Annotated in this window: 14 protein-coding genes; 13 read left to right on the top strand and 1 reads right to left on the bottom strand. The window is 63.3% G+C overall.

All coding sequences use genetic code 11. The features are described from left to right. The first annotated feature begins 363 nt into the window (after positions 1-363). From AOQ71_RS27995 to AOQ71_RS48685, 7 genes are all read left to right on the top strand, one after another. Positions 364-1,374, top strand: coding sequence for a helix-turn-helix transcriptional regulator (locus AOQ71_RS27995; RefSeq protein WP_083514533.1), 1,011 nt, complete (start codon positions 364-366; stop codon positions 1,372-1,374). A 218-nt stretch (positions 1,375-1,592) separates the two neighbouring features. Then, positions 1,593-2,462: an alpha/beta fold hydrolase gene (locus AOQ71_RS28000; RefSeq protein ID WP_057753844.1), complete on the top strand. Its 870-nt coding sequence runs from the start codon at positions 1,593-1,595 to the stop codon at positions 2,460-2,462. Between the two features lie 125 nt (positions 2,463-2,587). After that, on the top strand, positions 2,588-3,793 hold the full coding sequence (locus AOQ71_RS28005) for an NAD(P)/FAD-dependent oxidoreductase (RefSeq protein ID WP_057753416.1): 1,206 nt from the start codon (positions 2,588-2,590) through the stop codon (positions 3,791-3,793). A gap of 37 nt (positions 3,794-3,830) precedes the next feature. Beyond that, entirely contained in the window at positions 3,831-4,742 is a 912-nt protein-coding gene (locus tag AOQ71_RS28010) for an MBL fold metallo-hydrolase (protein ID WP_057753418.1), read from the top strand. 657 nt (positions 4,743-5,399) lie between these two features. Continuing rightward, a complete protein-coding gene (locus tag AOQ71_RS28020) occupies positions 5,400-6,833 on the top strand; it encodes a DUF1254 domain-containing protein (RefSeq protein ID WP_057753422.1) in 1,434 nt (477 codons plus the stop codon). A 290-nt stretch (positions 6,834-7,123) separates the two neighbouring features. Further along, positions 7,124-7,696, top strand: a complete 573-nt coding sequence (locus AOQ71_RS48680) for an alpha/beta fold hydrolase (protein ID WP_245317217.1) — start codon at positions 7,124-7,126, stop codon at positions 7,694-7,696. Positions 7,697-7,727: 31 nt separating this feature from the next. Beyond that, the gene (locus tag AOQ71_RS48685) at positions 7,728-8,036 is read left to right on the top strand and encodes an alpha/beta fold hydrolase (protein WP_245317183.1); all 309 of its coding nucleotides are present in this window, start codon (positions 7,728-7,730) and stop codon (positions 8,034-8,036) included. Between the two features lie 162 nt (positions 8,037-8,198). Here AOQ71_RS48685 and AOQ71_RS28030 read toward each other — a convergent pair whose 3' ends face one another. After that, complete coding sequence (locus AOQ71_RS28030) at positions 8,199-10,394, bottom strand: hypothetical protein (RefSeq protein WP_057753424.1); 2,196 nt, start codon at positions 10,392-10,394, stop codon at positions 8,199-8,201. Positions 10,395-10,627: 233 nt separating this feature from the next. Here AOQ71_RS28030 and AOQ71_RS45430 point away from each other — a divergent pair, with 233 nt between their 5' ends. The 6 genes from AOQ71_RS45430 to AOQ71_RS28055 form a co-directional block, all read left to right on the top strand. Continuing rightward, positions 10,628-10,780: a hypothetical protein gene (locus AOQ71_RS45430; protein ID WP_157083664.1), complete on the top strand. Its 153-nt coding sequence runs from the start codon at positions 10,628-10,630 to the stop codon at positions 10,778-10,780. Positions 10,781-10,815: 35 nt separating this feature from the next. Then, positions 10,816-11,265, top strand: coding sequence for a (2Fe-2S)-binding protein (locus AOQ71_RS28035; RefSeq protein WP_057753426.1), 450 nt, complete (start codon positions 10,816-10,818; stop codon positions 11,263-11,265). Positions 11,266-11,277: 12 nt separating this feature from the next. Further along, a complete protein-coding gene (locus AOQ71_RS28040) occupies positions 11,278-13,461 on the top strand; it encodes a xanthine dehydrogenase family protein molybdopterin-binding subunit (RefSeq protein ID WP_057753427.1) in 2,184 nt (727 codons plus the stop codon). Between the two features lie 46 nt (positions 13,462-13,507). Then, positions 13,508-14,791 carry an NAD(P)/FAD-dependent oxidoreductase gene (locus tag AOQ71_RS28045; RefSeq protein WP_083514535.1) on the top strand — a complete coding sequence of 428 codons (1,284 nt, stop codon included), beginning with the start codon at positions 13,508-13,510 and terminating at the stop codon, positions 14,789-14,791. A gap of 13 nt (positions 14,792-14,804) precedes the next feature. Further along, positions 14,805-15,236: a sulfur oxidation c-type cytochrome SoxX gene (gene soxX / locus AOQ71_RS28050; protein ID WP_430648657.1), complete on the top strand. Its 432-nt coding sequence runs from the start codon at positions 14,805-14,807 to the stop codon at positions 15,234-15,236. 8 nt (positions 15,237-15,244) lie between these two features. Next, a partial coding sequence (locus tag AOQ71_RS28055; protein WP_245317185.1) for a SoxY-related AACIE arm protein occupies positions 15,245-15,628 on the top strand: 384 nt, incomplete at its 3' end.

The following is a 15,628-nucleotide window of genomic DNA, read 5'->3' on the forward strand; positions in this document are numbered from 1 at the left end:
CCGCCACGGCGAGATTTGGCAATGATTTCAGAACGATCAGGTGAGGGCCGGTAGGACTCGGGGCCGTCGTCGACCGCAACGAGGGGATCACGGCTTTTCACAAACGCACGCAAGCTGTGAGCGCAACGGGTCCGCGGAGCAGGATCAGGCAAGGCAGGGCAGTATCAGGAAAGACGTGGATTTTCGCGCCGCCTAGAACCCGCAAATCAACGGTGCCGGAGTTGCGACGGAACGTCCTCGACCACCGGTCCATCCGTTGAACAGAGATCAGCAGACATACCGTACGGCCCCGTCATGCGCCGGCTGACGGCATGATCACGACGTCGCGCATGCAGCGATGCGCCCCCACGCGAGTCAAACTCCATGAGCAACGCCAGCTTGCGCGAATCGTCGAACGAAATGCCCGCCGCGTCCCAAGACCGGCCCCAAGACCAGCCCCAAGACCGGCCCCAAGACCGGCCCCAAGACCGGCCGAAAGACCGGCGCGAGCTCGCTCCGGGCGGCGACCGGCCGGCTGCCGACGCCGAGATGGCCCGCGTGCTCGGAACAGTGCCTTTTCGCATGGCATTGGATGGATCCGGCGCCGGGATTGCGCACTGGAAGCACGAGCCGTTGCACGACGTCGTGCAACCCATGAACCACCACGTCATCATGGCTTACAACGGCTCGGTCCAGCGTATGGAGCGTCGGTCCGGACGATCCATCGCGATCGGGACGTTTCGTCCGGGCGTCGTGATCATCATTCCGGAAGGATCGAGCTCCCGGTGGGACATCCCAAAACCGGTCGACGTCCTCCAGCTCTATCTTCCGCAGACAACGCTGAGGCGTGTTGCGGACGAAGCCGAAGCCGGCTCTACGGCCGAACTTCTGGAGCGAACCGCTCATCCCGATCCCGTGACATCCCGTCTGCTCCTGAGTGCAGCAGACGTGCTGGAGGGCAACGAGGCTCTGGACACCCTGTTCAGGCAGCAGCTCATGGATCTGCTGGCCACGCGCCTTCTTGCCGCGCACACCGGCTCACCGAACGTGATCACGCCGGCCAGAGGCGGACTGGCGCCGAAGACGCTGCTCCGCGCGATCGAACGCCTGCGCTCGGACAGCGATGCCGACGTGTCGCTCGCGGCTCTTGCCGCCGAGGCCGGCCTGTCGCGCTTTCACTTCTGCCGCGCATTCAAGGACAGCACCGGACTTTCTCCTCATGCCTGGCTGCGCCAGCACCGGCTTGAGCAGGCCATGAACATGCTGCGCGACACCGACACGCCTGTCGTCTCGATCGCAGCCGCGCTCGGCTACTCCTCGCAGACCGCCTTCGCCGCGGCGTTTCGAAAACTGACCGGAGAATCGCCGAGCGATTGGCGGCGGCGCGTGCGCTAGCAGCAATCGCGCTGCAATCACGTCAATCGCGCTGGGGCATCGGCACGTGCGGCACGCTAGGAATCGCAGCGCCCCCACTCCTGAAACGGAAACTGCAAATGGCCTTGATCAGCTCTGTCAGCCAGCTCGCGAGTACCTCGCGACGAAGCATTCTCGCAACGACGCTCATGTACGCGGCGTCGATGACCCTGCGCTCCACCTCGGCGGCAGGCGGCGATATGAAAACAGCCGCCCTCTCGACCGGGAGGTACGACGCCGCGACCTACGTCACCACTAGCGACGGCGGAAACATCTTCTACAAGGACTGGGGACCGAGGTCGGCGCAGCCGCTCGTCTTCCATCACGGCTGGCCGCTCAGCGCCGACGACTGGGATGCCCAGATGCTGTTCTTCCTCGGCAGGGGCTTTCGCGTGATCGCGCATGATCGCCGCGGCCATGGCCGCTCGAGCCAGATCAGCGACGGCCACGACATGGACCACTATGCCGCCGACGTCGCGGCGCTCGCCGAACATCTCGATCTTCGCAACGCCGTTCATATCGGCCACTCCACGGGCGGCGGCGAGGCCACGCGCTACGTCGCGCGTCATGGCCGGGACCGCGTGGCCAAGCTGGCGCTGATCGGCGCGGTGCCGCCGCTGATGCTCAAGACCGAGGCCAATCAAGGTGGCTTGCCGCTCGAGGTGTTCGACGGCTTGCGGCGGCAGCTGGCCGCCAACAGGTCGCAGTTCTACCTCGAATTCGCAAGCGGGCCGTTCTACGGCTACAATCGCCCAGGCGCAGAGCCCTCCCAGGCGGCGATCTGGAACTGGTGGCGTCAAGGCATGATGGGCAGCAGCAAGGCCCATCACGACGGCATCAAGGCTTTCTCCGAGACCGACTTCAGCCAGGACCTGCGAAGCATCACGGTGCCGACGCTGGTCCTGCACGGCGGCGACGACCAGATCGTTCCCGTTGCCGACTCGGCGCCGCTGTCGGCCCGGCTTCTGAAGCACAGCACTCTGAAGATCTACGACCTGCTGCCGCACGGCCTCTGCACGACGCATCCCGACATCGTCAACGCCGATCTGCTCAAGTTCGTGACGGCCTGAAGCATGATCCGGAAAAGTGCGAAGCGGTTTTCCCTCGCGACATCAGCGGAACGCGTTTGCGCGGAGATCACGCGTAAACAACAACCTCGCTCCATTGCAATCATCTCAACCAAGGAACATCAGACATGCGCATCGTCATCATCGGCGCCGGCTTCGCCGGCATGTATGCCGCCCTCTCCGCCGCCCGCCTGCGCGAGATCCAGGGCGTTTCGCCCGACAAGCTCGAGATCGCACTGGTCGCGCCCGAGCCGACGCTGGTGGTTCGGCCGCGGCTCTACGAACCGAAACCCGAAACCTTGACGGCGCCGCTGGAGGGCGTGCTGAAGGCGATCGACGTCGTCTATGTCAGGGGCCATGCCGAGGCGATCGATACCGCGGCGAAGGTCGTCGAGATCGCTGTCGCGCAAGGCACGAAGAGGAAGCTGTCCTATGACCGGCTGGTGATCGCCACCGGCAGCCGGCTGTTCCGGCCGAACGTTCCGGGCCTGGCCGAGCACGGCTTCAGCGTCGACCAGCTTGATGACGCCATCGCGCTCGACCGCCATCTGCACGGCCTGTCGAACCGTCCCGCCTCGAAGGCACGCAATACCGTTGTCGTCGCAGGCGGCGGATTCACCGGCATCGAGGCCGCAACCGAGGTGCCATCGCGCCTGCGCAGGATTCTCGGCAACGATGCGGAGTTGCGCGTGGTCATTGTCGACCGCAACCAGGCGATCGCGCCCGACATGGGCCCGGGCCCCCGTCCGATCATCGAGGAGGCGCTCGGCAAGCTCGGCGTCGAAACCAGGCTCGGTGCCGGCGTTACCTCGCTCGACAAATCAGGCGTCACGCTTTCCAGCGGCGAACATATCGCATGCGAAACCGTGATCTGGGCTGCCGGCATCCGCGCAGCTCCCTTGACGACGCAGATCCCGGCCGAGCGCGACCAGTTCGGCCGGCTGCTGGTCGACCGTGACCTACGCGTTCCGAAGGTCGATGGCGTCTTCGCCACCGGCGATGCCGCACGGGCTGCGTGTGACGACGTCGGCAATTACGCGCTGATGTCGTGCCAGCATGCGACGCGGATGGGCGCCTTCGCCGGCAACAATGCTGCTGCCGAGCTGCTGGGCGTTGCGACCAGGCCTTATCACCAGAAGGCCTATGTCACCTGCCTCGACCTCGGCGAGGCCGGCGCGCTGTTCACCCGCGGCTGGGAACGCACGGTCGAGATGGTCGGCGATGTCGCCAAGAAGACCAAGCAGGAAATCAACACCGTCTGGATCTACCCGCCGAAAGCCGAGCGCGCCGCCGCCCTCGCCTCGGCCGACCCCGAGCGCGTCACCGCTCTCTGAACAACTCGCCATCAGCGACCTTCAACAGGAGACCAACATGAATCTGCACAACGCTTCCCTGAAATCGAAACCCGAAGAGCTCGTCCCGTCGCGCTATGCGGTGCGTATCGGCGAGATCGACGTCCTGGTCGTCAGCGACGGCGTGCTGCCGTTGCCGACCACCATGCTGGCGCACAACGCCGATCCGGCAAGCCGGGCAAGCTGGCTCAAGGACATGTTCCTGCCGCCGGACGCGTTCGACTGGGCCCTCAACGCAGTGATGGTGCGAAGCGGCGACAAGACCATCCTCATCGACGCCGGGCTGGGCTCGGACCCGAATTTGCACTTGCCGCGGGCCGGTCAGTTGATCAAACGGCTCGAATCCGCCGGGATCGATCTCGCATCCGTGACCGACCTGGTGCTGACCCACCTGCACATGGACCATGTCGGCGGCCTCCTGGTCGACGGCGTGAAGGATCGGCTGCGCAAGGACCTGCGCATCCACGTCGCGGCAGCCGAGCTCAAATTCTGGGAAGCGCCCGACTTCACCCACACCAACATGCCGCAGGGATTCCCGGATGCGCTTCGGGCCGCCGCCCGGCAGTTCGTGAAGATGTACGGCAGCCAGATACGCCCGTTCGATGCGCAGCACGAGGTTGCACCCGGTGTCATCGTTCGCCGCACCGGCGGCCATACACCCGGACACAGCGTGGTTCGTGTGGCGTCCGGCGGGGACGCATTGACATTCGCCGGCGACGCCGTGTTTGCCGTCGGGTTCGACCAGCCCGAATGGCACAACGGCTTCGAGCACGATCCCGAAGAGGCGGCGCGCGTTCGCGTCCGCCTCTTGCGCGACCTAGCAGAAAGCGGCGAGCTGCTGGTGGCCACGCATATGCCGTTCCCATCAGTCGGCCATGTCGCAATCGCCGGCGATGCCTTCCGCTGGGTGCCGGTGTTCTGGGATTACTGATCGCTCCTGCAAGGGCAACCTGGCGCGCGCTCATGAGCAAGCGCGCGCGAAGCGGGCTTTGCTGCATCCTCTCCGACCGCATGTTGCAGCCAAGCCTGACGCCGGGGGAGGTTTATCGGAAATTCGCCCGCTCCGCGGTCACACGCAATTCCTACCTCCAATCCCAAGGGGAGATGCAAAGCTTAGGTCTCGCCAGGGATTCAGTGTTCTTCACGTGATCGCCGACGAGGTGATCGAATAAGGACAGTGGCGCGGCTTTTTCCATAGTAGCGAATGTCCTATTGGCCCATCGCCGCCGCATCCCACGGCCTGAGGATATGTCAGCTGCCAGGAGCACCCGAGGCGGACGAAGGCTGCTAGCTATTCGAGCCAGATTGTAGCTGCTCAGCATACACTTGGAATTTGGTCGTACCATTCGAGGCTGATATGCCCCAAGGGGTCTCAGTGGTGATGTCAACGATTTCGCGCCCAGCACCGTCGGAGCGGACATCCGTTGATCTGAGTCAAATACGGCACCGGGTTAATGACCATCATTTCTTAGGCCGGCCATTCAGACAACCACGTTAGTGGGTTGGTCTACACAGGTTCGAAGCAAACATGCCCCGACCTGTGTCCAGGACCGATGTGACGGCCGGGATTGCAGGGAAGGAGTAAATCATGAATCGCGTGCTAGTCGCGTTCTCATCAGCACTCTTGCTGAGTGCAGCGCTCGTCGCGCCGGTGGCGGCCCAGCAGGCTGCGGCAACCATCACGGAGCAGGAGGCGATCGCTATTGCCGCCGACAGCTATATCTATTTCTACCCGCTGATATCCATGGACGTGACTCGAAAGCAGCTCGTCAACTCGGAGCCTGGCACCGGTATCGGCGGCCCGATGAACGCATTCGTCAACATCCCGGCATTTCCGCCCGCGGAGATGAAAGCAGTTGTCCGGCCGAATTTCGACACACTCTACTCTTCCGCCTGGCTCGATCTCACCACAGAACCATTGGTGCTCTCGGTGCCTGACACTGGCGGGCGCTACTATCTGATGCCCATGCTGGATATGTGGACCGACGTTTTCGCATCGCCCGGCTGGCGCACCACGGGCACGCAAGCGGGAAATTATCTCATCACGCCGCCGGGTTGGAGCGGCACGATTCCAGCCGGCATGACACGGATCGGAGCGCCAACGCCTTACGTTTGGATCATTGGTCGCACCAAGACCGATGGTCCGCCCGACTACGAGGCGGTGCGACGGATTCAGGCGAACTACAAGATAACGCCCCTGTCCGGATGGGGGCAGGCCCTCAAGCCAGTCCAGCAAATCATTGACCGGAGCGTAGATGTGAAGACTCCGCCAAAGACTCAGGTCGACACCATGAGCGGGGAAAAATACTTTGCCTATGCGGCCGAACTTCTCAAGCTGCATCCCCCGCACGCCACCGATCAGCCGATCATCGCACAGATGAGACGGATCGGCATCGAGCCGGGCAAGACCTTTGATTTCACCGGCCTTGCACCTGCGGTCAGGAAAGCCGTCGAACTTGCGCCGGAGACTGCACAGAAGTTGATGGCCTGGAAAGTGCCAACACTCGCCCGCGTTGCGAATTATTGGTCGATGAATACCGACACGATGGGTGTCTACGGAAACTATTACCTTAAGCGCGCGATCGTCGCCCAAGTAGGTCTTGGGGCGAATCTGCCCGAAGATGCCATCTACCCGCTCAATCTCGGCGATGAAACCGGCAAACCGCTCGACGGGTCGAGCAAATACACAATCACCTTCGAGAAGGGCGCGACGCCGCCGACGCAGGCATTCTGGTCAATCACGCTGTATGATTCAGAGGGATTTCAGGTCGCAAACGCGCTCAACCGCTTTGCTGTGAGCAGCTGGATGCCGTTCAAGGTCGACACGGATGGCTCTTTGACGCTCTACTTTCAGAACGAGAGCCCAGGCAAGGACAAGGAGGCCAACTGGCTGCCTGCTCCGAAGGGGCCTTTCAACCTCACCATGCGGGTTTACGGCCCAAAGTCTGAGGTGTTGACCGGACGCTGGATTCCGCCGGTTGTCTCACAGGTACAACCAACAGTCGGACTTGGCGCGCAATAGCAGGTTTGACTGCTATTGGCCCGAGGCTGGCTACCTCCTTTGCTGTCCAAGCGACCGCCAATGAGGGTGGAGCAGAAGCAGCGGCCGCTTCGTTTCAATCGGGAAGCGTTGTGAAGCTTGGAGTTGCTCGCGTCGGGGAACGATCTGAATTCGACCGGATTGGTTCGACCATGACAGACCCACTTCGATCGATCGGTTCTGGAGCCGGACCAAAACTCAACCAACGCAGTTTCAGCTCGCCTCGTCAGACAACGCACTACATCGAAAGCGGGCCGGACGACGGACCGTTGATGATCTTCGCCCATGGCTGGCCGAGCATCGGTCTGATGTGGCGCGCTCAGATCGATGCATTTGCCACCGACGGTTGGCATTGCGTCGCGCCCGATCTGCGCGGCTACGGCGACTCTTCTAAGCCTGCGGACAATGATGCCTACACCATCGAGGACGTCGTGGCTGACATGGCGGAGCTCCACGACCACCTTGGCGGCAAGCCTGCGATCTGGATTGGCCACGACTGGGGCTGTGTCGTGGTTGGCGAGCTGGCCGCGCATGAGCCGAGGCGCAGCCGGGGCGTCGTGCTGACCTCGCTCGCGTATCAACCCGACGGGCACGCCCTGCGCATGATCGTCCCACTGGTCGACCGAACGATTTACCCGGCTGACCAATATCCGGACGGCCAATGGGACTACTACCGTTACTACACGACGCACTTCGAGGCGGCCGTCGCCGACCTCGATGCAGACCTCGCAGCGTCACTGGCGTCGATCTTTCGCTGCGACAGGCAAGCCTTCGCCGAACGCAACGGTTACGCGCAACGGAGGGCGCTTTGGCGCCGCACACCGCGCCCCGCCGACCGAACCTGATCCGGCTCTTTGGCCGCCGGGGGACTTCGACGTGCTGGTGCAGTCGTTTGGGGCTCACGGCTTCCGTCCATCCTGTGCGTGGTACCTGAACGACGATGCCAACATCGCCTACGCGCGCAAGGCACCCGATGGCGGCCGCCTGTCGCAGCCGGTGTTGTTCGTCAACGGCGACTTTGATCAAATCTGCAGCATCACCGGAAATCACCAAGGTGACCCGATGCGCGCGGCCTGCCCAGACCTTACTATAATGAGCTTGCCCGCCGGGCATTGGCTGCCGCTGGAACGCAAGGCAGAACTCATCGGGGCCATCCGCAGCTGGCTTCAGTGTAAAAAGCTTTGATGGCGGCTGTCGTGCCGGTGTTTTGCCCGACGTGTCAACGTCGACGCGATTCAAGGTGTCGTCGCGTCCACCTCTGAAAAAGCCCTTGTCCTACAAGGGCCCTTCTACTGTGCATGGGGTTGTTTTCGAGTTTGTGCGATTGGCGGTGAAGCAGGCCGTGCTTCAGCGCGCCTTTTGCGCGATCGGCTGGCTGACGACGGTGGCCGTATCGAGCGGCTCGCATGTGATCGTGCGCCGCAGCTTCGGTGGACCTGCCCAGCCCGCAGACCCGCTCACTGGCATGAACGTATCCCCTTGTGGGCTGAGAATGATCGGCTCCGACTTCAGGCAGGCATCGGGAAACGCGAGGGCGTGGCCGGCGCTCTTCGAGAAATGCCCGATCAGCATCTGCGAGGCCTGCATTCGCGCAGCCGGTGAGGCCCGCATCGTACGATCAGGCTCGAAGGCGCGATAGCACGGCCAGTCGGCATGACCGGGCGCAAACTTATAGGTGATCCTGCAGGCCGCCCCGGCCGATTTCACGAATGGCGCATCCGAAGGCGCCGCGGCGTCGCGTTCGAAGACCAGCGTCTGCAATGTCAGCGCTTCCGTCGTCGCATCCGGCGAGACCGGCTTGTCGGGGTCGATTGCGATCTCACCGCGCGAGAACACCAGCTTCGTCTTGGGCTGAGCATCCTGGGTCTCCAGCACCATCACGGGCCGTGCGGCCCAGGAGCGATCCAGATCCAGGTCCCTGGCACCCATCGTCAGCCGGACAGTACCGACGGCGGGATTATCCTTGGCGAAATCGATCGTCCGGAGGCGCACGGTCTGCTTCGATGCCTCCAGGCTCAGGAAACGCAGATCGTCGAGCTTGCGCGTGATCGGCATCATCGGATCGAAGCGATCGTCGATATTGAACCGGACGATCTTCTTCAGCTTGGCCAACGCAGGTCCCTTGGGCGTGGCCGGTGGCGCGACGTCGATCACGAGCAGCGCACCAGCAGGTGAAAAGGTATCGCCAAGCACACGCTGCCAGATCGCCGTCAGCGGCGAGTTCGTCCGCTGGTCGACATCCCGCGCGAAGACGATCTGCTGTCCGGGACGAATGACCTGAAAGTCCTGGAACGCGCCGAGCGCTGCACCCTTGCTGACGTCGTCCCCGGAGAAGTGGATGCATTTCGACTGGTCGTCATGACCGGATTGATCGATTGGCCTCGATGCCGAACGCGAGCAGAAGCTGAGATCATTGTCGATCGTCTTCTGCGGGCTGATGGCGGTCGCGTAGATCGGGTCGCTCGCGCCCGGAATTTCCATCGGCAGCGGAGACGTCGCGAACATGTCGACCTCCACCATGCTCAACGAGGAACCGGCATCTTTCGAGCAGAGATCCCGCCGAGGCAGCGTATTGGTGAGAAGCCGCGCGGCATCCGCGCCGACGATGCAGGACATCGTGTCCTGTCGATTGTTACGGCTCATCCAGATCAGATGATGCTTGCCCGCGCTGTCCACCAACAAATGCGGCGCGGCATGATGACGACGCGGCGGCAGCCAGATCGGCACCGTCTCCGACAGCATCGGCTCGCGCTTGAGCAATGCCTCGGGCAGCTTCGTCACGCCGACCGAGCGCAGCTCGGCGTCGACCTCGTTCGGATCCTGCGTGTATTCGAACACCGGAAGTTGTCCGCAAGTCATGCAGGTTACGGCGATATCGGATCGAACGTTCTCGAACGACAGGATGACTTGGTCCGGATCGTTGCGATATTTGACCGGATCCACGGCCTTGAACGGATGATCCACGACGCGGCTCGCCTGGAATCCATTCGAGCGGAACGGATCGGATTCGAACTCGAAATAGGTCGATCGATCCCAGCCGCGAAAGGCGTTGTATCCACCCATGCTGACGCCTGCGAGGACCATCTTCGAATCGGTCTGGCAGCGCGTCGCGCTGCCGGTCCCGCTGCCGTTGCGAATATAGGTGCATAGCCGGAACGCCGCATTTTGCAGGATGCGGTCGCAATCGTTCTGGTTATAGCCATAGGTGGCGAGGCCGTGGCGGTAGCAGAGGTCATGGAACACGCAGGCCTGCCGGAACCGCTGCAGGACGAGATGACGCTTGCCCCTGGAATCCCTGCTTCCATCGAAGAAGACGTTGGTCAGAGCAGGAAGGCTGCAATTCAACCCCTCCCCGCTGCCCCCAATCGTGCTGACGATATCCGGTCCCGACTCAAAGGAGGTGACGGTGGCGGGCATCTCGCCATCAGTGATGTCGTCGACATTCTTGTAGATGGAGTCGGCGACCAACGAGGGCAGATAGTTGAAGACAAGTGCAATCGCGACGAACGCCGCGACCGACCAGCCGATCACCTTCCTTGACATGCCGCACCCCCGAAAAGCTATTCTCGTCGCAATGCCGATCTTGATCGCCGACAGGCCTGGAAATCCGCCGGGGTCGCCGCAATCGATGGCGCCCCGGTGTTGTCCCGGAAACGATCACGCCCAGGTTGTCCCGCTGTCAAGCGAGCCGCACACAGTCGCAGCCCTGAATTTCGGGGGACGTCAGGCCTGATTTTGCGCTGCGGCGCGCCGGCGGCAACGACCGGAACCGGCAATTGCTCATCCAGCGCGAGCCTTCATGGGCCATTCCAAAATGCGCACAACACCGCACGATCGACAATCTTCCCGCCACCGCGGAAATCTTCGTGGCGATCCCTCAGACTGTTGATTTGAAAGGTTCCGGTTTGCCGGACACATTGCGCCACTGAGTCCATCGGTGGATGGGCCAATCAGGGGACTTGCGATGGCAAACCTAACAATCAACGGAAAAAACTTCACGCTCGATGTCGAGCCAGATACGCCGCTGCTCTGGGCGATCCGCGAGAATGCCGGCCTGACCGGCACCAAATATGGCTGCGGCATTGCGCAATGCGGCGCCTGCACCGTGCACATGGACGGCGTCGCCACTCGCTCCTGCGGGATCTCGGTTGCCGAGGCCGAGGGCAAGAAGATCACCACGATCGAAGGGCTCGCCTCTGGCGCCACGCTGCACAAGGTGCAGGAGGCCTGGATCGCTCAGGACGTCCCGCAATGCGGCTATTGCCAGAGCGGCATGATCATGGCGGTGGCGGCGCTGCTGAGCGAGAAGCCGAAGCCGACCGACGCCGACATCGACGAGGCCATCACCAATATCTGCCGCTGCGGCACCTTCCAGCAGGTGCGCGAGGCGATCCACACGATCGCAAGCGCGTAAGGGAGCCGGCCCATGAACAAGCACGTTGCTCCCAAGATGAACCGCCGCGCCTTCGTGATCGGCACCGCCGCTGTGGGCACTGGCCTGGCGATCGGCTTCGACCTGCCGTTCGGCGGCCCGACCGTGGTTCGCGCGGCTGACGGCTCGCCCGAGGTCAATGCCTGGGTCGTGATCCGACCCGACGACACCGTGGTGATCCGCATCGCCCGCTCTGAGATGGGTCAGGGCTCGCTGACCGGCCTTGCCCAACTCGTCGCAGAGGAACTCGAATGCGACTGGACCAAGGTCGCCACCGAGTTCCCCTCGCCCGGCCAGAATGTCACCCGCAAGCGCGTCTGGGGCGATTACTCGACCGGCGGCAGCCGCGGCATCCGCGCCTCGCACGACTATGTCCGCAAAGGCGGCGCCACCGCGCGCATGATGCTGATCCAGGCCGCAGCCAATGAGTGGAAAGTGCCGGCCGCCGAATGCACGGCCGCCAACAGCATCATCACCCACACGCCGTCGGGCAAGACCACGACCTACGGCAAGGTCGCCGAAGCCGCGGCCCGGCTGACGCCGCCGGCCGACGTCAAGCTGAAGGACCCCAGGGATTGGCGGCTGGTCGGCAAGGGCGTGAAACGGCTCGACACGCCGGACAAGGTCACCGGCACCACCGTCTATGGCATCGACGTCAAGCTGCCCGGCATGCTCAACGCCGCGATCAAGGATTGCCCTGTGACCGGCGGCAAGCTGAAGAGCTATGACGAAGCCAAGATCGCCGACATGAAGGGTGTGAAGAAAGTGGTGAAGGTCGGCGACACCGCGGTTGCGGTTGTGGCCGACACGTTCTGGCACGCCAAGACCGCGCTCGATGCGCTGCCGATTGCCTGGGACGAAGGCGAGAACGCCAAGGTCTCCAGCGCCTCGATCGCAAAGTGGCTGGCCGAAGGCCTCGATGGCGGTCCGGCCTATGTCGGCAACTCCAATGGCGATGCCAAAGCTGCACTCGCCGGTGCGGCGAAGACGGTCGAAGCCGTCTACAATTATCCCTACCAGAACCACGCCACCATGGAGCCGATGAACGCCACCGCGCTCTATACGGCCGACAAATGCGAGGTCTGGTGTGGCACGCAGAACGGCGAGGCGGCCTTCGCCGCCGTGCTGGAAGCGTCAGAACTTCCGGCCGAGAGATGCGACGTCAACAAGTTGCTGCTCGGCGGCGGCTTCGGCCGGCGCGGCCAGACCGATTATGTGCGGCAGGCCGTGCTGATCGCCAAGCAGATGCCGGGCACACCGATCAAGCTGCTGTGGACGCGCGAAGAGGACATGACGCATGGCCGCTACCATCCGGTCACGCAATGCAAGCTGACCGCAGGCTTCGATGCCGACAACAACCTGACGGCACTCCATATGCGGATCTCCGGCCAGTCGATCCTGGCGAGCCTGCGGCCGGAGGCGCTGGTCAACGGCATGGATCCGGCGACCTTCGCCGGCCTCAATGCCAAGGGCGATGCACCGTTTGGATATTCGCTGCCCAATCTCCTGATCGAGCATTCGATGCGCAACCCGCACATCATCCCGGGCTTCTGGCGCGGGGTGAACGTCAACCAGAACGCCATCTATGTCGAATGCTTCATGGATGAGCTGGCGCACGCGGCAGGGCAGGACCCGCTGGAGTTCCGGCGCAAGTTGATGAAGGACCATCCGAAGCATCTTGCGGTGCTGGAGGCCGTGGCCGAGAAGATCGGTTGGGGCAACGCGCCGCCGCAGGGCATCTACCGCGGACTTGCGCACTTCGCCTCCTACGGGAGTTACGTCGCGGCGGCCGCGGAGATCTCCGTCACCGACGGCACCAAGATCAAGGTGCATCGCATCGTTGCGGCGACCGACCCCGGCTATGCCGTCAACCCGGCCCAGATCGAACGGCAGATTGCCGGGTCGTTCGTCTACGGCCTGAGCGGACTGTTCTATGGCGGCATCACGGTCAAGGATGGTGCCGTCGAACAGACAAACTTCGATACCTACGATTCGATGCGTATCGCGGCGATGCCGCAGGTGGAATCGATCGTGATGCCGAGTGGCGGCTTCTGGGGCGGTGTCGGGGAGCCGACCATCGGCGTTGCGGGACCGGCGGTGCTCAACGCCTATTTCGCAGCGACCGGCAAACGCATCCGTTCCGTGCCGCTGCGCGACCAGAACATCACCTTTGCCTAAGGAAGCACCGCGGCGGCCATGAGGGCCGCCGCGGCATTTTGACTGGATGATCCTGATGACCGCGCGACCGATGACACGGCGAACTGCCGTGCTCGGCATCACCGCCGCGGCCGCGACATTGGCGCGGCCATCGCTCTTATGTGCGCAATCGACGGGCCGCGTCGTCGTGGTCGGCGGCGGCTTCGGGGGGGCTGCCTGCGCCCGCGCGCTCAAGCGGGCGCAGGCAGACTTGCAAGTCATCCTGATCGAACCCAATGCGGTCTTCACCGCCTGTCCTTTCAGCAACCTAGTGATCGCAGGCCTGCGCGACATCGAAGCGCAGCAGTTTGACTACGACAAGCTCGCCGCCGAGGGCATCACCGTGATCGGTCATGCAGTGGCCACTATCGAGCCTCAGCAACGCAGCGTCATGACCGCCGACGGCGTCGCGCTGCCCTATGATCGCCTCGTGCTCTCGCCCGGCATCGACTTCCATTTCGAAGCCTTGCCCGGCTATGACGAGGCCGCATCGGAAATAATGCCGCACGCGTGGAAGGCTGGCGCGCAGACGCTGTTGCTGCGCAGGCAGTTGGAGGCGATGGACGATGGCGGCACGGTCGCCATCGCGATTCCCGCCAACCCTTCGCGCTGTCCGCCGGCGCCCTACGAGCGCACCAGCCTGATCGCGCATTATCTGAAGACGAAGAAGCCGCGCTCGAAAGTGCTGATCCTCGATGCCAAGGACAATTTCTCACAGAAACGGCTGTTCGAGACGGCGTGGAAAGAGCTGTACGGAGACATGATCGAACGGATCGGCCTGTCACAAGGCGGTCGCGTTACCTCGGTCGATCCCGCCACCAAGACCATCGTCACCGAATTCGGCAATTACACCCCTGACGTTGCCAATGTCATCCCGCCGCAGCGCGCTGGGCGCATTGCCGAAATCGCAGGCGCTGCGGACGCCACCGGCTGGTGCCCGATCGACCCTGTCACCTTCGAGTCAAAGCTCGTCAAGAATATTCACGTCATCGGCGACGCCTGCCTCGGCGGCGGCATCCCCAAATCAGCAGCGGCCGCGAGCGCGCAAGGCAAGGCGTGCGCCGCCGCCATCGTCAATCTGCTCGCTGATCGTGCGCCGGAAGCGCCGCGCTTGACCGGCGTCTGCTACAACATCGTCGCACCCGGCTATGGCTTCTCGCTCGCGGGCAATTACCAGCCAAGGGGCGACATCTTTGCCGAGGTCGAAGGCGGGACTACGAGCCCGGTCGATGCGCCGCGTGAGCTGCGCACCCGGGAAGCGGCGGAGGCGGAGCGCTGGTTTCAAACCATCACGGCGGACACCTTTGGCTAGGTCGATCGCCCATATGGCCACGTTGATTGCCGCCGGTCTCGCCGTCATCGCGTGCGCGAAAGCCGAAGGACTCGCGCCCTACAAGATCGTCGGCGACGGCATTCCGGAATCGCTGACCGGCGCCCCCGGCGACGCCGCGCGGGGACGCACGCTGGTGGCGACACGCACGACGACCTGCCTCCTCTGCCATTCCGGTCCTTTCCCGGAAGTGCGGTTCCAAGGCGACCTGGCGCCCGATCTCGCTGGCACGGGGAACCGCTGGACAATGAGCCAGTTGCGGCTTCGTCTGGTTGACGCCTCGCGTTTCAACCCGGCCACCATGATGCCGTCCTACTACCGTGCGGACGGCCTCGTCCGCGTCGGACGCAATTTCACCGGCAAGCCGATACTATCGGCCGCAGAGATCGAGGACATCGTGGCTTTTCTCGCCACCCTTCGCGACTAGGACCGCTTATGCCAACGACGCGACGACAATTTTTGAGCCTGGCTGGCGGCGTTACGGTCATTCCGATCGTCACGCTGCGGCCGGCCGAAGCAACGCCTGCGATGCTCAGCAGTGCGATCCGGAACATCGTCGGCGAAGCCCCCATTCGCACCGGCAAGGTCAAGCTCGACATTCCGCCGCTGGTCGAGAACGGCAACACGGTGCCGATGACTGTCAGCGTCACAAGTCCGATGACGGCGGACGACTACGTCAAGAGCATCCACATCTTCAACGAGAAGAACCCGCAGCCCAACATCGGAACTTTCTACCTGAACCCGTCCTGCGGCCGCGCGCAAATCTCGACGCGGATCCGGCTTGCCGACACCCAGAAAGTGGTCGCGATCGCCCGCCTC

This window comes from Bradyrhizobium manausense (genome assembly GCF_001440035.1).
Taxonomy (GTDB): Bacteria; Pseudomonadota; Alphaproteobacteria; order Rhizobiales; family Xanthobacteraceae; genus Bradyrhizobium; species Bradyrhizobium manausense.